General features: G+C 57.9%; 18 protein-coding genes. 9 read left to right on the top strand and 9 right to left on the bottom strand.

Going from position 1 to position 17,101, the window contains the following annotated elements:
• The first annotated feature begins 89 nt into the window (after positions 1-89).
• The 7 genes from DK261_RS28200 (at position 90) to DK261_RS28170 (ending at position 7,499) form a co-directional block, all read left to right on the top strand.
• Positions 90-992, top strand: a complete 903-nt coding sequence (locus tag DK261_RS28200; protein WP_146218559.1) for a hypothetical protein — start codon at positions 90-92, stop codon at positions 990-992.
• A gap of 264 nt (positions 993-1,256) precedes the next feature.
• Positions 1,257-1,574: a transposase gene (locus DK261_RS28195; protein WP_110175592.1), complete on the top strand. Its 318-nt coding sequence runs from the start codon at positions 1,257-1,259 to the stop codon at positions 1,572-1,574.
• Positions 1,571-1,906, top strand: a complete 336-nt coding sequence (gene tnpB / locus DK261_RS33700; RefSeq protein ID WP_146218524.1) for an IS66 family insertion sequence element accessory protein TnpB — start codon at positions 1,571-1,573, stop codon at positions 1,904-1,906. The genes DK261_RS28195 and tnpB overlap by 4 nt, the downstream gene beginning before the upstream one ends.
• Positions 1,907-1,968: 62 nt before the next feature.
• Positions 1,969-3,540 (top strand): IS66 family transposase, encoded by a 1,572-nt coding sequence (locus DK261_RS28185; protein WP_110175593.1) that lies wholly within the window; start codon positions 1,969-1,971, stop codon positions 3,538-3,540.
• Position 3,541: 1 nt separating this feature from the next.
• A complete protein-coding gene (locus DK261_RS28180; RefSeq protein ID WP_256597558.1) occupies positions 3,542-4,105 on the top strand; it encodes an AAA family ATPase in 564 nt (187 codons plus the stop codon).
• A 4-nt stretch (positions 4,106-4,109) separates the two neighbouring features.
• Complete coding sequence (locus DK261_RS28175; RefSeq protein ID WP_218278192.1) at positions 4,110-4,472, top strand: hypothetical protein; 363 nt, start codon at positions 4,110-4,112, stop codon at positions 4,470-4,472.
• A gap of 12 nt (positions 4,473-4,484) precedes the next feature.
• Positions 4,485-7,499, top strand: coding sequence for a type III restriction-modification system endonuclease (locus DK261_RS28170; protein ID WP_110177099.1), 3,015 nt, complete (start codon positions 4,485-4,487; stop codon positions 7,497-7,499).
• A gap of 116 nt (positions 7,500-7,615) precedes the next feature.
• On the opposite strand, the gene DK261_RS28165 is transcribed toward DK261_RS28170, so the two are convergent.
• Positions 7,616-7,897, bottom strand: a complete 282-nt coding sequence (locus tag DK261_RS28165; RefSeq protein WP_110177098.1) for a fructose-bisphosphate aldolase — start codon at positions 7,895-7,897, stop codon at positions 7,616-7,618.
• Between the two features lie 572 nt (positions 7,898-8,469).
• Here DK261_RS28165 and DK261_RS28160 point away from each other — a divergent pair.
• Entirely contained in the window at positions 8,470-9,447 is a 978-nt protein-coding gene (locus DK261_RS28160) for a hypothetical protein (RefSeq protein WP_110177096.1), read from the top strand.
• Positions 9,447-10,133 (top strand): hypothetical protein, encoded by a 687-nt coding sequence (locus DK261_RS28155; RefSeq protein WP_110177094.1) that lies wholly within the window; start codon positions 9,447-9,449, stop codon positions 10,131-10,133. Before DK261_RS28160 ends, DK261_RS28155 begins: the two co-directional genes overlap by 1 nt.
• Before the next feature lie 108 nt (positions 10,134-10,241).
• On the opposite strand, the gene DK261_RS28150 is transcribed toward DK261_RS28155, so the two are convergent.
• The 8 genes from DK261_RS28150 to DK261_RS28115 form a co-directional block, all read right to left on the bottom strand.
• Positions 10,242-10,703, bottom strand: a complete 462-nt coding sequence (locus tag DK261_RS28150; protein ID WP_110177093.1) for a GNAT family N-acetyltransferase — start codon at positions 10,701-10,703, stop codon at positions 10,242-10,244.
• Positions 10,704-10,767: 64 nt separating this feature from the next.
• On the bottom strand, positions 10,768-11,187 hold the full coding sequence (locus tag DK261_RS28145; protein ID WP_177411741.1) for a DUF6691 family protein: 420 nt from the start codon (positions 11,185-11,187) through the stop codon (positions 10,768-10,770).
• Positions 11,188-11,189: 2 nt separating this feature from the next.
• The gene (locus DK261_RS28140; RefSeq protein WP_009048441.1) at positions 11,190-11,624 is read right to left on the bottom strand and encodes a YeeE/YedE family protein; all 435 of its coding nucleotides are present in this window, start codon (positions 11,622-11,624) and stop codon (positions 11,190-11,192) included.
• A 205-nt stretch (positions 11,625-11,829) separates the two neighbouring features.
• Complete coding sequence (locus DK261_RS28135) at positions 11,830-12,489, bottom strand: DUF2931 family protein (RefSeq protein ID WP_110177089.1); 660 nt, start codon at positions 12,487-12,489, stop codon at positions 11,830-11,832.
• Positions 12,490-12,564: 75 nt separating this feature from the next.
• Positions 12,565-13,218: a DUF2931 family protein gene (locus DK261_RS28130; RefSeq protein WP_110177088.1), complete on the bottom strand. Its 654-nt coding sequence runs from the start codon at positions 13,216-13,218 to the stop codon at positions 12,565-12,567.
• Entirely contained in the window at positions 13,218-14,795 is a 1,578-nt protein-coding gene (locus DK261_RS28125; protein WP_110177086.1) for a DUF2235 domain-containing protein, read from the bottom strand. The genes DK261_RS28130 and DK261_RS28125 overlap by 1 nt, the downstream gene beginning before the upstream one ends.
• Before the next feature lie 206 nt (positions 14,796-15,001).
• Positions 15,002-15,826, bottom strand: a complete 825-nt coding sequence (locus DK261_RS28120) for a sulfite exporter TauE/SafE family protein (protein WP_038579866.1) — start codon at positions 15,824-15,826, stop codon at positions 15,002-15,004.
• Positions 15,823-17,100, bottom strand: a complete 1,278-nt coding sequence (locus DK261_RS28115) for an FAD/NAD(P)-binding oxidoreductase (RefSeq protein WP_110177085.1) — start codon at positions 17,098-17,100, stop codon at positions 15,823-15,825. The genes DK261_RS28120 and DK261_RS28115 overlap by 4 nt, the downstream gene beginning before the upstream one ends.
• Position 17,101: the final 1 nt, after the last annotated feature.

Here is a 17,101-nt window from a genome sequence, read left to right as displayed (position 1 = left end):
AAACGTCCCCCTACATCTGCCCCGCCTTTTCGAGGCTTCGGCCGTATAGGGATGCAACTTTCGCGTTCGTGGATTGTTTGGAGCTTAAATTGATTCGCCATGTCTATTGTGTTGACCGAAACGTCATTTCCAAGATCAAGGATAAATCCTTGTCCAGTGACGAGGAGGCACTGCTGCGTTCGATTGATCAGGAAAGCAATCGTGTCAGTCCTATTCTTGCTTGTTTCGAAGGGCAAATCGGTGTTTTGCAGACGGTAGAACAGCTCAAGGAGTCCATTGAGAAGGACACTGCTGCGCTGGCCAGTTTTTTCAAACTAGCGCTGACGGATGACATGGCAAAGGTAGCTCACCCGGAGCACATGCTTGCGATCGTCAATCGTCAAAAAGAACGGTGGGATACCAATGCCGAATTTGTTGGGTATGCGCAGCGTAGGTTGTACCAACCTATTGCCAAAGACCAACTCAGGGCAGTCCAACAAGAGCTCGCCCAAGAGGCGATACGCCTTGGCGTGCCGATCGGAAGTATTTTCGTTCTCTGCGCTCTTGCCTGCCTGTACCAGCAAAAGGACGCTCATGAAATTCTCAAGCCTTCGAAGAAGGAGGCGCGGGCCGAAAATCGGATTCATAACGCCATGCAAGACCTTGCATCCATTGGGCTGTACTTCACGGTCTCAATGTTTTTCAGCGCAGGTCGGCAAAAAATCGAAACGACCTATATCACCTTCGACGGCTGGGTAAACCGATTCATGAAGCTCACCAATGCGCGTGCCGGTGCGCTCCTGGTGACTAACGAAATGGTGAGTCAAACCAAATTTGACTTGAGCCGTGAGGTGTTTCCAAAGGCATCCGAGGCCGACTTCAAAAGTATCTGCGAACTGCTGGGTGCAACGGATGATCAACCTGGCTACAGCCGGCCAGGCTACGCCCCTTCTTGGTACCCATCCCCACATAAAATTCGCATCAAAATGGACTTGCGCGTATACCGAGAATAACCGCTGATTGAACCTTGATCGTCGATACGGATTTCGAGGTGTAGCCCTAACGATGGCACAACTCGGAAGCTATGGCTGTCATCCAATTGAATGAGCAGTTGAACCTTACCGGGTCGACGGCTTTCTTTCGAATGTGGCTTTCTGGGCTAATCTAAGAACCCAACGTAAGCGGCTGGGGAAGTCACCTTCCGAACTCCAGCATTAAGGGCGATGGTGTCCGCGTATTTTTAAGCGGACGCGATCGCCCTTAACGTCAGGATTTCCATGCGCCAACGAAGCTCTTACCCGAAACCCTTCAAGGCCCAGGTTGTTCAGGAATGCCTGCAACCGGGCGCAACCCTATCCAGCGTCGCCATCAGCCACGGCATCAACGCCAACGTGATCCGCAAGTGGCTACCACTTTACCGAGATCAGTCACCAGCGGCGTTGCCAGCTTTCGTTCCGTTGAGAGCTACGCCCAAACGGCAGGCGGAAGCATTGGCGATCATCGAGCTGTTGCTTGGCGAGCAATCGATCACAGTGAAATGGCCAACCTCCGATCCTGACGGCTGCGCCCGCTTTGTCCGTGGACTCACGCAATGATTCGCATCGACGCCATCTGGCTTGCCACCGAGCCCATGGACATGCGTGCCGGCACTGAAACTGCGCTGGCCAGGGTGATCGCGGTGTTCGGTGCGGCGAAGCCGCACTGCGCTTATCTGTTTGCCAACCGCCGCGCCACTCGTATGAAAGTGCTGGTGCATGACGGGTTTGGAGTCTGGCTGGCTGCTCGCCGATTGAACCAAGGAAAGTTTCACTGGCCCGGCATTCGACAAGGCTGCGAGATAGAACTGGATACCGAGCAACTTCAAGCGTTGGTGCTCGGCCTACCTTGGCAGCGTGTTGGGGCTGGCGGTGTAATCACACTGCTTTAAAAAGCTGTAATTAGCTCCTTGGCCTACTGCCGCAAACGACCTGCTTTGGTAAAATCCAGGGCATGACTTCCTCACCCAATCTCGATCAGATGAGCGCCGACCAACTGCGCGCCTTCGCGGCGCAGTTGCTGTCCCAGGTTGATTCGCTCGGACAGCAAGTCGACAGGATGGGCAAGAAGAATGACCGCGACCAAACCATCATCGAGCAACTCACCCACGAAATCGCCTGGTTCAAACGTAACAAGTTTGCTAAGCGCAGTGAGCAATTAAGCCCTGCTCAAGGCAGCCTGCTCGATGACCTGCTCGACACAGACATCGCGGCCATTGAAGCCGAGCTGAAGGCGTTGAATCCGCCGGCTGCGCCGGCCGAGCCACGCAAGCAGCCCAGGCGTGTTCCATTGCCTGCGCAGTTTCCGCGTACCGTGATTTATCACGAACCAGACAACACCCAATGCCCCTGCGGATGCCAGCTCCAGCGGATCGGCGAAGACGTCAGCGAAAAGCTCGATTACACGCCGGGCGTGTTCACCGTGGAGCAGCATGTGCGCGGGAAATGGGTCTGCCGCGAGTGTGAAACGCTGACTCAGGCACCGGTTCCGGCCCAGGTAATCGACAAGGGCATACCGACCGCAGGGCTGCTGGCTCACGTGATGGTGGCCAAATTCGCCGACCATTTGCCCCTGTATCGCCAAGAGAAAATCTTTGGCCGCGCCGGCCTGGCTATCGCCCGCTCGACACTGGCGCAATGGGTCGGCCAAACCGGCGTGCAACTCCAGCCCTTGGTCGACGCGCTGCGTGAAACGGTACTTGCCCAAGGCGTGATTCACGCAGACGAAACCCCAGTGCAGATGCTCGCGCCGGGCGAAAAGAAAACCCATCGTGCTTATGTCTGGGCCTACTGCACAACGCCGTTTTCGGCACTTAAAGCAGTGGTTTACGACTTCAGCCCGAGCCGTGCGGGTGAGCATGCACGCAACTTCCTTGGGCAATGGAACGGCAAGCTGGTTTGCGATGATTTCGCCGGCTACAAAGCAAGCTTTCAGCAAGGCATCACCGAAATCGGCTGCATGGCCCATGCCCGCCGCAAGTTCTTCGATCTGCATGCGACGAACAAAAGCCAACTGGCCGAACAGGCGCTGCACTCAATTGGCGGGTTGTATGAAATCGAACGGCAAGCGCGGGAAATGACCGACGAGGATCGCTGGCGAATACGTCAGGAAAAAGCGGCGCCCCTTATCGATGCACTGCATACCTGGATGCTGGCCCAGCGCGACCTTGTGCCCGAAGGCTCGGCTATCGCCAAAGCTCTGGATTACAGCCTCAAGCGCTGGGGCGCACTGGTTCGATATCTCGAGGACGGCGCTGTGCCCATCGATAATAACGCGGTCGAAAATCAGATAAGGCCATGGGCACTCGGACGCTCGAACTGGTTGTTCGCCGGATCGCTACGCAGCGGCAAACGGGCGGCAGCAATCATGAGCTTGATCCAGTCTGCGCGCATAAATGGGCATGATCCGTATGCGTACCTGAAGGACGTTCTTACTCGGCTGCCAACGCAGCGGGCGAGTGAGATCGCTCGACTGCTGCCACATCAGTGGGGCACTGTTAATTTATCGGAGATGGCAACGTTTTAGAGTGGCTGAAAGCGAAATGACAAAAGAGACGGCACGTTACATCTTGATCACAGGCGCTGCAGGTACCGGCACCACGACCTTAGCGGATGCTTTAGCAAAGGAACTGAGCACAACTCACCTGGAAGCAGATGATTTTTTGTGGCTGCCCAGTAACCCGCCATATCAGCATCTGGCAGACAAAACGCAACGAGGAGCGCGCTTGCTACAAGAAATGCGCTCTCATGGCCGTGCAGTGGTTGCCGGATCAGTAATGGGCTGGGGTCAACCGCTTGAGAGCGAATTTGATCTTGTGGTGTTCCTTTATCTTCCTGTTGAACTCAGATTAGAGAGACTAAAACGTCGAGAGGTAAAACGCTTCGGTCAAGCAAAGCCGGAGTTTCTGGCTTGGGCAGCTCAGTATGATGAGGGGGGCGTCCCTGGACGTAGCTTGGCCAGGCATCAGGAATGGCTGTCTGCGCTTACCTGTACTGTCTTAAAGCTTGAGGGGGACATATCCGTTACAGATCGGGTACGGCAAATACTGGATGCAGTCGACGGACTGAACCACACACCGTCAGTCATGTGAACGTGTGTTGGCTATACGCTTACATCAAGAGCACTTAATCGAAGGGCGTAGCGAACAAGATATTCTTTATGAGTTGCTTATCAAACGCGGTATTGATCTTGCTGCACCTATCGAATGCAAAAGTATCTCCGGGAAAAATGTCTATAGCATAGGCTTTGGAGTATTGCTGGTTTGCCTTGATGAAGTTATCACTCAAGCTGACACTGAGGATCTAGCCCAAGGAATTCTCAAGTGGCATGTAGAGCTTAAGCCCGCTTCAGATTCTCATGTCTTCTTCCGAGATAGCGCCTTCAGTGATGATGTGGCGAAGACTAACATGGCAGCCATTCTGGAACAGAACGGCATATCCCATGTGCGCAGCTTGTAAGGGACAGAACTTATGAAACTGCACTTTGAGGACAATCTCGATTATCAAATGGCGGCCATAGAATCCGTCGTCAATCTCTTTAAAGGGCAGGAAATTTCACGCTCTGAATTCACTGTAACTCATCGTCCTAAATCCGAACCACAGGGATCACTCCGCCTTGCCGAAAATGAGCTAGGTGTCGGCAACCGTTTGCAGTTGATCGATGATGAGGTCTTAGAGAACCTTCATGCAATCCAACTCGCGAATGGCCTTCGCCCCTCCAATGATCTTAAGAGTGGCGATTTTACAGTTGAGATGGAGACAGGTACAGGTAAGACATATGTCTATCTGCGTACCATTTTCGAGCTAAATAAAAACTTTGGCTTCACTAAATTCGTCATTGTTGTACCTTCCGTGGCTATTAAGGAAGGAACGAATAAAACACTTGAAATTACCCGCACCCATTTTGAGGGGCTCTATCCCAAGGCAAAGGGGTATGAGTTTTTTCTTTATGACTCCTCAAATATCGGGCAGGTGCGAAACTTTGCAACAAGCTCTAATGTCCAGATAATGGTGACTACTGTGGGGGCTATTAACAAAAAGGATGTAAATAATCTCTACAAGGAGCATGAGAATACCGGCTGGGAAAAGCCAATTAATCTAATCAAAGAAACCAACCCCATTATTATCGTCGACGAGCCGCAAAGCGTCGATGGTGGCCTGCAGGGCCAGGGCAAGAAGGCTCTGGAAGCCATGAACCCGCTTTGCACGTTGCGCTATTCGGCGACCCATGTGGATAAGCACCACATGGTTTATCGTCTGGATGCCGTTGACGCCTATGACCGTGGTTTGGTCAAGCAGATCGAGGTTGCCTCCCTTCAGGTAGAGGGTGGAAACAACAAGCCTTATGTAAGGCTTGAGTCTACGCATAACCGTCAGGGCTCGATCACAGCCAAGATCGAAATCGACGTACAGCGCGGCAAGAATATCAAGCGCGAGATTCTCACCGTTGAAGACGGTGACGATCTGGAGCAAATTGCCAACCGCGCCATCTACGAGAACATGCAGATCGGCACGATCACCTGCGGCAAGGATAACCAGTCAATCCAGATCAAAGGACCGGGTATCGACCAGGTGTTGCGCCCTGACGAGACTATTGGAGCTGTGAGCCCGGATGAGATCAAGCGCCTGATGATCCGGCGCACGATCAAAGAGCACCTTGATAAGGAGCTCACCTTCGCCGCCAACAAGCAGCCTATCAAGGTTTTGAGCCTGTTCTTCATCGACAGCGTTGAGCATTACCGTCAATACGATGAAGCTGGTAATCCGGTCAAAGGCAAATACGCTCTGATGTTTGAAGAGGAGTACTCGAAGCTCGCTAACTCCAGCGACTACCAGAGCCTCTTCAAGGAAATTGACCTGGATACAGATGCTGCCGCAGTACACAACGGCTACTTCTCCATTGACAAGAAGGAGCGTCTGGTCGACACCGCAGAAAGCACCCAGGTAGGCCGTGACAACTCCGAGCGGGCCTACAACCTGATTATGAAGGAGAAGGAAAAACTGCTGAGCTTCGATACCAAGCTCAAATTCATCTTCTCTCACTCGGCTCTCAAAGAGGGCTGGGACAATCCGAACGTCTTTCAGATTTGCGCCCTGCGCGAGATGGGAACGGAGCGGGAGCGTCGCCAGACCATTGGGCGAGGGCTGCGGCTTTGCGTAAACCAGGACGGGCAGCGCCTGCGCGGATCGGATATCAACACGCTCACCGTCATCGCGACCGAGAGCTACGAAGAGTTTGCTGAAAATCTCCAGAAGGAGATTGAAAAAGATACCGGTATCCGCTTCGGCGTCGTTGAATCCCATCAGTTTGCGACCGTTCTGACCGTAAATGACAAGGGGGAAACTGCCCCGCTGGGCGTCGAGCAGTCGGAGAAAATCTGGCAGTTCCTGAAAGGCGAAGGTTTTGTCGACGCCAAGGGCAAGGTCCAGGACTCCCTGCGCGCCGCGCTCAAGGATGGCAGCTTCCAGCTGCCCGATGACATCAAGGCTGGGCTCGGCAGCAAGCCTGATGTTGCGGTGGAAGACATCCAGGGCGTCCTGAAGAAGCTTGCTGGCAAGCTCGATATCAAGAATGCCGATGACCGCCGGATTATCCGTACCCGCGAGGCCGTTCTGCAGAGCGAGGAATTCAAGGCCCTATGGGACCGTATTAAGTACAAAACTACCTATCGCGTGGACTTCAACAACGAGAAGCTCATCGTCGATTGCGCCAAGGCCATTCAGGATTGCCCGCCGATCACCAAAACCAGGGCGCAATTCCGCAAAGCCGATATTGCGATTGGTAAGGGTGGCGTGACAGCGGAAGAAACCTCTGCTTCAGCTTTCACCACCATCCACGAGGATGACATCGAGCTTCCTGACATCATCACCGACCTCCAGGACAAGACGCAGCTGACCCGTAGCAGTATCGTCAAAATCCTCACCGCAAGCCGTCGTCTGCAGGATTTTGCCCGTAACCCACAGCAGTTCATCGAGTACGCTGCCGAGGCTATTAATCGCACCAAGCGGCTGGCTCTGGTTGGTGGTATCAAGTACAGCAAAATTGGTGAGGAGCACTTCTATGCACAGGAGCTTTTCCGGCAGGAAGAGTTAAAGGGTTATCTGAAAAATACTCTCGAAACACAAAAGTCCGTTTATACGCATGTCGTCTATGACTCGGCGGGTATTGAAAGGGTCTTTGCCGAGGACTTGGAAAAGAACGAAGCCGTAAAGGTGTACGCGAAGCTGCCGTCTTGGTTCAAGATTCCAACACCGTTAGGCACCTATAACCCAGACTGGGCAGTGGTTGTAGATGATAGTGGCCAAGAAAAGCTTTACTTTGTGGTGGAAACTAAAGGCAGTATCTGGTGGGGGGATTTACGTCATGTTGAGGGTGCCAAAATTCTCTGTGGTGAGCGGCACTTCGAAGAAGTTGCGACTGGTAGCAACCCCGCGCGGTACATACGTGCAGTCAATGTTGACGGAATGATGACGCATATGGAGTAGCAGGCGGATTTCCCAAAGTTACAGGGAATAAGAAGTCCTAAGGAAGTTTGCTCTTTATAGTCGTATTTCAATGGTGTATTAAAAAGCCGGCTTTTAGCCGGCTTTTTCGCTACAGGTCAAACGCTAAAAACACGTGTTTCAATCACCGCCAGCACATCTCGCACATCCTGCAGCAACAACCGAGCGGTATTGGTCACTGTACCAATATCCTTATCACTGGAGTCTCGCAACGTAGTACAGGCCATCAAGTTCAGGTAATCGAGGGTGGTGAGCAAGCGCTCGCTGGCGCATGCATGTAGATCCGCTAAAGGCGCGTGGCTATCGATAAACAGTACAGGCGTGTCGCTGGCGATTGGGGTCAGCGGGATGAAGCGTTGGGGCTCATCTTGAGTCTTCATGGCATTGCTCCTCGTATCGGAAAATACAGCTGCCATTCGCTGCGAATCGAATTGGGTGGCAGCTATGCGCGGGTTCGCAGACCGAAGATACGAGAACTCGGCAGATCCGAAGATCTCCCGCACACAGCCGCCATAAGAAAACTCAGGACGCGGTGGGCGACCAGTGTTTTATGGGGGGCTTAGATTAATCGTATCTGTAGGGCTGCGAAACCCTGTCGCTGACCGGAATCAGCAGACGTGAAAACTATAGGTGTGGGTTGGATTCGGGACAACGGCAGGGCTGTAGGAAAGGTCTCGATTGTGGGTAGGACGAGGCTGAGTTGTTGATCCTGCTGCAAACGAGATGGTCACCATGGACTCCGTTACCGCAGGTCTAGGACGTGGGGGAGCGTCCACTATTCAGCCGCTGAGGTGCATCTGAACAATCGTGGTGTGCCGATTCAGGGCCGCTGCGCGCCCCATCGCAGCCTCGCGGGCTCGGCAGCGGCTACAGGGCCGCAGCAACACCCTCTGATCCCCCCAGCCAACTTTGCTATCCTGCGCGCCTTTTATCCATTGCAAGGAGCGCAGGCATGACCCAGTCCGTTGGTGGCGGGAGGCGAGTAGGGGCAGGGAAGCGGGGGTGTGTGTCTCGCCTGGGGGATTTTCTATTCCGGTTGGCGCCGGTGTTTTTAGTGGGCATGGCGCTGAGTGTGCCCACGGCCAACGCCAACCCCATCACCACCTACCGTGGCACGCTTGGCGATACGCCGGTGGAGCTGGCGCTCACCTATGACTCGCAATACGGCGGCGGGATGTCCGGCTATTGGTTTAGCGGGGCCGAGCGGTTGCCGATTCCTTTGGAGCTCACGCCGTTTCGCACGGGCGGGGGGCTGTTGATCAATATCATGGACAACCCGACCTTGCCGGCGGCGGCTGTGTCGTTGCAGCCCTTTGCCGAGGGGGCCGAGGCGTTGCAGGGGGCCTTGGTCGATTTGCGCACGGGCGCGCAGCAGCCGTTGCAGTTGCAGCGGGTGATGCGTTTTGGCGGGAGTCAGCGCGAGGCCTTTGACGGTGAGTTGTTGCAGCCGGCGGCCGACAAGCAGTTCTATTTCAGTGTGCATGCCGTGCGCAATGCCGGGGAGGACACGGGGCGGGTGGACAACATCCGGGTACTGAGCCGGGCCACCGGCGAGGTGGTGCAGGAGGTGGGCGGGCAGTGGTGCCTGGCTCCGACCGGGACCCGCACCCTGACCTTCGAGCATTTCGATGCCGATTCAACCATCGATTTCCAAGTGCAGAGCTACAGCTTGAACGGCCCGTACGGCGGTGTGCTGTGCGCGCCGACCGAGTATTACCTGTACCACCCACAGACCCAGGCGTATCTGCGCCATCCGCAGCTGGAGCAGTTCGCCGCGGAAGGCACTGTGCGCTTTGCCGCGGGCGGGCAGATGGAGTTCAGCAAACAGGACTTTGTCAACTTCAGTGCGGGCACCCGGCGTTGGGATTATTACCGTGTGATCAGCCCTGACCGGCTGGAATTTATTCAGTCTGGCGAGGAGCGTTTCTGATGCGGGTGGTTGATCTTTTTCGTGGGCTGGCGGCGTTGTTGCTGGTGTCGTGGTTAGTGCCGGCGCAAGCGGCCCATGGGGTGTACCAGGGCACCTTGGGCAAGCAGGCCATTGTGCTGACGCTGGGCAGCCAGAACGCGCTGTACCAGGGGACCTATGCCTACCAGCGCTATCGCACGCCGATCCGCCTCAAGCCGACCTTCAGCTTCAGCAACAAGGTGCTGGCCATGGACGAGCTGGACGAGCAGGGCCTGCCGGTGGCGCGCTTGCAGTTCAACGACCTGATGGTCAGCCGCCAGAGCGAGCAGGTGCGCGGCAGCTGGACCAGCTATCGCACCGGCAAGACCTTGCCCATCGCCCTGAAGTTGGTGGCCCTGGTGGACTCGGACCGCTCGTGGCCGCAGCCGAACACCACGCTGTTGCAGAGTGCGTCCACCAAGCGCTGGTATTTCCAGGTGCCGATGCAGGGCAATGATCAGCGGATAACGGCGATCGAAGTGGTGGACAAGGCCAGCGGCAAACCGCTGCAGACCCTGACGCTGGCGGCGCCGGGTTGTCTGTATCAAGGGGTGGATATGTTGCAGGTGCAGGCGGAGGGGGAGAGCCTGCGGATCAGTTTGAGCGACTGCAAGTTGCCGGGGTTTCAGTGGAATGAGGGGAGTGGGCGGTTTGAGGCTTTGCCCTGAGCCGGTTTTGGTTTTGTAGGTGGGCTTGGTGTTTAGTCAGATAGGCTGTGTTTGCAGGTTTGGCGACTGCTGCGCAGTCGGGCGCAGCCTCGCGTTGCTCGGCAGCGGCTACAGGGGCGGTGTCAGTTCGCGCTGCATGATCAGGGTGCGTTCTTCGCCATGGTATTGCTCGCGCAGGGTACGAAAGCCCAGGTTGGCGTAGAAGCCTTCGGCGGTGATCGAGGAGGGCACGGTCAGCTGGGTGATGCCGGCGTTCAGGGCCTGGCGTTCGAGCTCGGCCATCAGCTGGCGGCCGACGCCTTGGCCTTGTCTTTCCGGGGCGACGAAGACCGAGCGCACTACATGGCCGTCGAGGCTGGCGGTGCCGACGATTTCGCCGGCCGCCTGGGCCACCCAGACCTGGCGTTTGCTCAATAACTGGCGCACGGCGGGCGGGCTGAAGTTTTGCCGCACCTGGGCGATCACGGCGGCTGGGTAGTCCTGGGCGTTGCTGGTCTGCAGGGCGGCGATGATCAGGCGGCTGATGGCGTCGGCGTCCTGCTCATGGGCGGGGCGGATTTCACAGTCCATGTGGGGGCATCCTTCGATCGGTAGACCCGGACACTAACCTTGGCGGGTCCGGTTCGCCAAGGGCTCAGTGCGTGCGGCGCGCTTCCAGCCATTGAAACAGCAGCATGCCCGCCAGCATGGCCAGGACAAATACCCAAGCCTGCCAATGGAGCGTGAACAGCAGGGTCAGCCCCGGCCCCGGGCAGATGCCGGCGATGCCCCAGCCGATGCCGAACAGCAGGCTGCCACCGATCAGGCGGCGGTCGATGTCGCGGCGGGTGGGCAATTGCATGCTCGCGCCGAGCAGGGCATTGGGCTGTTTGATGGCCCAGTGGAACGGCCACCAGGCAGCGCCGATGGCGCCGAACATCACCAGCGCCAGGGACGGGTCCCACTGGTCCGCCAGATCCAGAAAGCTCAGAACCTTGGTCGGGTTGGTCATGCCCGACAGCAGCAGGCCGAGGCCAAATAACAGACCGGCGATAAAAGCCGTGACCTTGCGCATGTTCATAGCCCCATCCCGTGACGCAGCAGCCAGACAGTGATAAAGCCGGTCAGCATAAAACTCAGGGTGGCGACCAATGAGCGCGGCGACCATCGGGAGATGCCACAGACGCCATGACCACTGGTGCAGCCCGCGCTGTAGCGCGTACCCAGGCCCACCAACAGCCCGGCGCCGATCAGGCCGGCGATGCCGCTTTGGAACTCGATTGTCGGCAACACCTGGAACAGCCCCCAGAACAACGGCGCCAGCAGCAGGCCCGAGAGGAACAGGGCCTTTTCGCTCCAGCCTTCGCTGCCTGGTTGCAACAGACTGCCCAGCAAGCCACTGATCCCGGCGATGCGCCCGTTGGCCATCACAAATATGCCGGCGGCCAGACCAATCAGCGCGCCACCGGCGAGGGCGCTCCAAGGCGTGAAGTGCAGCCAGTCGATGTTCATGGGGATATGGGGCTCATGAGAGGGAAGGGTGAGTGGAGTTTAGTCTTTGGGGTGGTGGTGCGATATGTGCGAGGTGGCTAGAGGGGAGTGGTGCTGTCAGGTGGGGAGTTGTCTGTGAGAGCAGCGGTATGCGGTAGAGCATTAGCGCGTCAGTTGGGCGATGAGTGCTCTCATTACCAAGGCGTCCCTCTACCAGAAGGGGAGCCTACCAACTGCCATAGGGAATGCCATATTTCTCTATGTAGCGCTTGGAATTCTCGGGTAGCGGGTAGTAGTGCCCGTTTGATTTACCCAGGTGCGGCCCCAGCGGTTCAATCTCAGCTTGCGCACGGGCGACTTTGACTGTGTTGCGGCATTCATCTCTGACCCAGACTTGTACGATGCCGCCGGGGGCCAGACCTAAATAGACCGATGCCATATAGCGGGCGGCCTGATGCGGTGTCTCCGGGCAGCGCCGGTTAGTCGAGGTCCACATGATTTTTCGGGCTTCTTCCGGGATATCGACCCAGGTGCGATAAGTCTGTGGCTCTACTATGGATTGCCAGCGTACGAAAATGCGCTTTGGTAGGTCAGCGCCAACCACCGACTTACCGCTACCTCCAACTCCCCTCCCTCCCCATCCTCTGGCCCACTCTTTGTCGTACCCCATATCACCACCCGCAGCGGAGCCGCCACCAGTGTGAAGAAATAGTTTGCCGTTGATATCTTCAACAGCGCTGTCTTCGACCCAAACTTTCATATAGAACGGCTCGCTGAAGCCAAGCTGCCACCAAGGTGCCTTGGGGTCGTTTTTCCCAGATAGCGGGTCGCTAGCCAGACAGCCAGTCAACAGCAGTGCGCCTAGCAGGGCGATGAATACTCTCATTACCAAAGCGTCCAGTCAGGTACGTGAGGGGACGTAGTCATTTAGCAACGCGCTTCGATATCAGAAGAGTTCTGTCTACCAACTGCCATAGGGAATGCCATATTTCTCTATGTAGCGTTTGGAGTTCTCGGACAGGGGGTAATAGTGCCCGTTTGATTTACCGAGGTGCGGTCCCAGCGGTTCAATTTCAGCTTGCGCACGAGCGACCTTGATCGTGTTGCGGCATTCATCACGCACCCAAATTTGCACGATACCGCCTGGAGCCAGACCTAAATAGACCGATGCCATGTAGCGAGCGGTCTGGTGTGGAGTTTCCGGGCAGCGTCTGTGAGTCGAGGTAAACATGATTTTTCGGGCTTCTTCTGGAATATCCACCCAGGCCCGATAAGTCTGTGGTTCTACGACCGATTGCCAGCGTACGAAGATGCGTTTAGGAAGGTCGGCCCCCACTACCGACTTGCCATTGCCTCCAACTCCGCTCCAGCCCCGGGCCCATTCCTTCTTTAAGCCGGGATCACCATCTGCAGCAGAACCGCGCCCGGTATGCTTGAAGAGTTGCCCGTTGATGTCTTCAACGGCAGTGTCCTCGACCCAGACTTTCATGTAGTACGGCTGGGTGAATCCCATCTCCCACCAGGGATCTTTAGGGTCGTTTTTTCCGGATAGGGGGTCGCTGGCCTGACAGCCAGTCAACAGCAGTGCGCCCAGCAGGGCGATGAATACTCTCATTACCAAAGCGTCCAGTCAGGTACGTGAGGGTGTTGCACACGCACGGCATCTGCCGTGGGGGCGTTGATGTAGACGACTTTAAGGCTGCCGCCATCCTGTTTGCCAAGCGGGTGGTTCCAGTGGGCCGAGAGATGGATATAACGCAGCTTGAGCATGGTCTCCTCGGCTGGAGTCGTACTGTAGTCACCGGCGACAAATCTGTCACAAAGGGCTTGCAGCTCTTGCGGGATGGCGTAGTCCGGGTCTTGTTTGTCGATGGTGTTGAAGCGTACGTCGTTCTCCTTGGCCAACTCATACATCACACGGAGATACACCCTCGATAGTCTGTTGCTCATCGGGCGCTTGAGCTGCAAGCCCACATACACTCGTTTTTGTCGTAAGCCGAGACGGTCCTGTGGATCTTGCGGTAGAACCATTGGCTCCGGTGTGACGATCTCCAGCCATTGTGCAGGCCAGCCCTTGGCCAGCCAGCGCGATTTTGCCTGTACCGCGTCTCGGTAAATCGAGGTTTGGGTCACATCAGTATTGAATGGCACCTCCAGCGCCTGCATCGGACTGACCAACACACACTCCTGCACCTCATCCAGATAACCGCCGCCGATATCCGAATGCGCGCCGGGCAGGGTGATTTCCACATGGTCGGGTTTGACCCGGCTCAGGGCAAAGTTGGCGCGGTACTCGTCGCGGGCGACCAATTGGACCACCGAGCGAAAGTAGCGACGGTCGAGGTGCAGCTTGATACCCGGGGCAATAGCGCTGCGTACGTTACCCAGATTACTCACGCCAGCAACCGACGGCACTGTGTCAAACAGGCCGATAAAACCCATGTCTACGTCGTTGCCGTACTGTCGGTTGAAGTGGCGACTAAAGGCTTTGGAGTGGTCGTGCAGAATCAGTTCAAGCGGCCCCAGCCAGCGTACGACTTCATTGGCAAAGTGCCGGGCTGCTGCGGCGCCTCGGCTGAAGCCGAAAGTATCGAAGATCAACGAAGTGATCTCACCCTCGGGGTTCTCCTTGTGAATGTCATCGATACGTTCCTTGATTGCGCGGAAGGCCTTCTGCACACACCCTGATATTCCCGTATCGCCACGTCCTGTACCCGAGGTAATAAGGCTGTCCTTCTCGCCAGTCCGAGTTCCTATACCTTCGATATAAATTGAGAGAAAGGCGTACTTTTTCAGGTCCTCTCCCTCAGCTTTCTGGTTGGAGAAGTACAAATCACTCAACCGCTTAACATTGCTCACATCATTCCCATAACTACTCTCCGGATCCCTCATATACGGCTTGCAACTGCCATCGAGATCCTTGGCTTCAATGGCGTGCTGCGCCCCGCAAATCTGGCCCATAGCCGAGTTGCTGGCGTTGTTTCCGGTACCGTCGAAGAACACACCGATACGCAGCGCCACCTGAACCTTTTCAGGCGGTGGTGCGGGTTCCTTGGCGTACTTTTCGTACTGGGCCCAGAGCTGTTCGCCGTAGCTGGGCTGTTCGGTCTCGGCGGCGCGTTCAGCAGAGTGCTGGTTGGGGTTGGCGGGCCGTAGAAGGTTGGGCATTGGCCCGGGTCCGTTGCTGGCCATGGGTGGTCCTGGTTCAGGCAAAAGGGGCGCTGGAAACCGTACCGGGAATGGCGGGCGATGGATTTAGGAGGAATCTGCAAGAGGCTGGGCAGGTGCTGATTCGGTTGTAGGGGCGATTGATTGCCGAGATATTTTTGCCGTCTGGGCGGGCGCTATCGCGAGCAAGCTTCGCTCCTACAGAAGAGCGTTTGCTCGCGATTGCGGGTTCAACGCCAGGCGCCGAGTGCTCCGAGGCTGAGCATCACCGCCGCCAGCATCCCCACCAAGGCAAACAACTGCTGCAGCCGCGGCCCCGCCAGGTAACGGGCGACCTGACGGCCGGCAATCAGCCCCAGCACCGCGCCGCCGGCGAAGGGCGCACCCACCGCCCAGTGCATCACGCCGCTGAGGCTGGCGGTGATCACGCTGCCGGTGGACACCAGGGCGATCACCGCCAGGGAGGTGGCGACGATGCTTTTGCTGTCCAGGTTGGTGTAGCGGGTCAGCGCCGGGATGATCACGAAGCCGCCGCCGACCCCGAGCAATCCGGAGAGCAGCCCCGAGAGCATGCCGGTGACGGTCAGGGCGCGGGCGCAGGGCAGGGTCCAGCGCAGCCGGCCCTGCAGCGGGTTGAGCACGCAGGGGCGGAACTCGGCGCGGGGTGCCGGTTGACCGTGGCGCAGTTCGCGGGTGGCCTTGAGCAGGATGCGTCCGCAGGCGTACAGCAGCACCGCGGAAAACAGCAGGGCCAGGGGCAGGTTCGGCAGGCGGTGGGCCAGCCACAGGCCGACCGGCGCCATAAGGATGCCGATGGCGGCGACGAAGCCGGCGGCGCGGTAACGCACGATGCCTTCGCGCAGCCCCAGCACCGCGCCCACGGCGGCCGCCAGGCCCACCGCGAGCAGGCCGATGGGCGCGGCCTCGACCATGCTCAGGCCGAGGCCGAACACCAGCAGCGGCACCGCGAGAATCCCGCCGCCGGCCCCGGTCAATGCCAGGATCGCCCCGATCAGCGCGCCGAGGCCGGCGCCCAACAAGCTGTACTCACTCATGATTCCGGCAGGTCCGTCACCAGGCTGGGCCGCGCCAGCCACTCATGGCCCTTGAGCATGCCGCGCCAGTACAGCGGCGGCAGGATGCGCTCCTTCAACCACCAGGCACGCCGGGTCGGCTGGCGACCGTCCAGCAGCCACGCCGGAAAGCTCGGCGCGACCTTGCCGCCGTAGGTGAATTCGGCGAGGACGATCTTGCCGCGCTCCACGGTCAGCGGGCAGGAGCCGTAGCCGTCGTACTGCGCCCGGGTCGGCAGGCGCTTGAGGTTCACCAGCACGTTGGTGGCCACCACCGGCGCCTGCTTGCGCGCCGCCGCGGCGGTTTTCGCGTTGCTGGTATTGGTCCCGTCGCCGAGGCCATGGATGTTGCTGTAGCGCTTGTGCCGCAGGCTGTGCGGGTCGACGTCGATCCAGCCGGCGGCATCCGCCAGCGGGCTGTTGCGGATAAAGTCCGGGGCGGTCTGCGGCGGCACCACGTGCAGCATGTCGAAGGGCAGCTCGATGCGTTCCGGCTGGCCTTCGGCGTTGTTGCGCACGAAGGTCGCCCGTTTGCCGGGGCCGTCCACCGCCACCAGGTTGTGGCCGAAATCCAGGGCGATATCGTACTTCTTCACGTACTCCATCAGTGCCGGCACGTAGTCCGGCACGCCAAACAGCACGCCGCCGGCATTCAGGAAGCGGGTGTTGATCTGCCCCAGCCGGCCGTTGCGCAGCCAGTGATCGCAGGACAGGTACATGGCCTTCTGTGGTGCGCCGGCGCATTTGATCGGCATCGGCGGCTGGCTGAACAGCGCCTGGCCCTGCTTGAGGTTCTGCGCCAGTTGCCAGGTGTAGGGCGCGAGGTCGTAGCGGTAGTTGGAGGTCACGCCGTTTTTGCCCAGGGTTTCGCTCAGGCCCTCGATGGCGTTCCAGTCGAGCTTGAGGCCCGGGCAGACCACCAACTGGTCATAACCCAGCACGCGACCGTCGTTGAGTACCAGGGCATTGTGCTCCGGCTCGAAGCTGCTCACCGCGGCCTGAATCCAGGTCACTCCCTTGGGGATCAGCGAGGCCATGCTGCGGGCGGTGTCTTCGGCGCGGAACACCCCGGCGCCGACCAGGGTCCAGCCGGGCTGGTAATAGTGGGTGTCGGCCGGGTCGATAATGGCGACGTCCAGGTGCGGTTCGCGGCTGATCAGGCTGGACGCGGTGGCAATGCCAGCCGCGCCGCCGCCGACGATCAGCACCTGGTGGCTGCCGTTGACGGCTCGTTGGATGGGGGAAATCGGGCGCATG

The organism is Pseudomonas sp. RW409, assembly GCF_003184125.1.
Lineage (GTDB): Bacteria > Pseudomonadota > Gammaproteobacteria > Pseudomonadales > Pseudomonadaceae > Aquipseudomonas > Aquipseudomonas chlororaphis_I.
Note: the sequence above shows the minus strand (reverse complement) of the source record. Positions and strands in the feature narration are given on the sequence as shown.

Coding starts and splice junctions, on each gene's coding strand:
- DK261_RS28195 (WP_110175592.1), top strand. CDS start 1,257: ATGCGCCAACGAAGCTCTTACCCGAAACCCTTCAAGGCCCAGGTTGTT.
- tnpB (WP_146218524.1), top strand. CDS start 1,571: ATGATTCGCATCGACGCCATCTGGCTTGCCACCGAGCCCATGGACATG.
- DK261_RS28185 (WP_110175593.1), top strand. CDS start 1,969: ATGACTTCCTCACCCAATCTCGATCAGATGAGCGCCGACCAACTGCGC.
- DK261_RS28170 (WP_110177099.1), top strand. CDS start 4,485: ATGAAACTGCACTTTGAGGACAATCTCGATTATCAAATGGCGGCCATA.
- DK261_RS28165 (WP_110177098.1), bottom strand. CDS start 7,897: ATGAAGACTCAAGATGAGCCCCAACGCTTCATCCCGCTGACCCCAATC.
- DK261_RS28160 (WP_110177096.1), top strand. CDS start 8,470: ATGACCCAGTCCGTTGGTGGCGGGAGGCGAGTAGGGGCAGGGAAGCGG.
- DK261_RS28155 (WP_110177094.1), top strand. CDS start 9,447: ATGCGGGTGGTTGATCTTTTTCGTGGGCTGGCGGCGTTGTTGCTGGTG.
- DK261_RS28150 (WP_110177093.1), bottom strand. CDS start 10,703: ATGGACTGTGAAATCCGCCCCGCCCATGAGCAGGACGCCGACGCCATC.
- DK261_RS28145 (WP_177411741.1), bottom strand. CDS start 11,187: ATGCGCAAGGTCACGGCTTTTATCGCCGGTCTGTTATTTGGCCTCGGC.
- DK261_RS28140 (WP_009048441.1), bottom strand. CDS start 11,624: ATGAACATCGACTGGCTGCACTTCACGCCTTGGAGCGCCCTCGCCGGT.
- DK261_RS28135 (WP_110177089.1), bottom strand. CDS start 12,489: ATGAGAGTATTCATCGCCCTGCTAGGCGCACTGCTGTTGACTGGCTGT.
- DK261_RS28130 (WP_110177088.1), bottom strand. CDS start 13,218: ATGAGAGTATTCATCGCCCTGCTGGGCGCACTGCTGTTGACTGGCTGT.
- DK261_RS28125 (WP_110177086.1), bottom strand. CDS start 14,795: ATGGCCAGCAACGGACCCGGGCCAATGCCCAACCTTCTACGGCCCGCC.
- DK261_RS28120 (WP_038579866.1), bottom strand. CDS start 15,826: ATGAGTGAGTACAGCTTGTTGGGCGCCGGCCTCGGCGCGCTGATCGGG.
- DK261_RS28115 (WP_110177085.1), bottom strand. CDS start 17,100: ATGCGCCCGATTTCCCCCATCCAACGAGCCGTCAACGGCAGCCACCAG.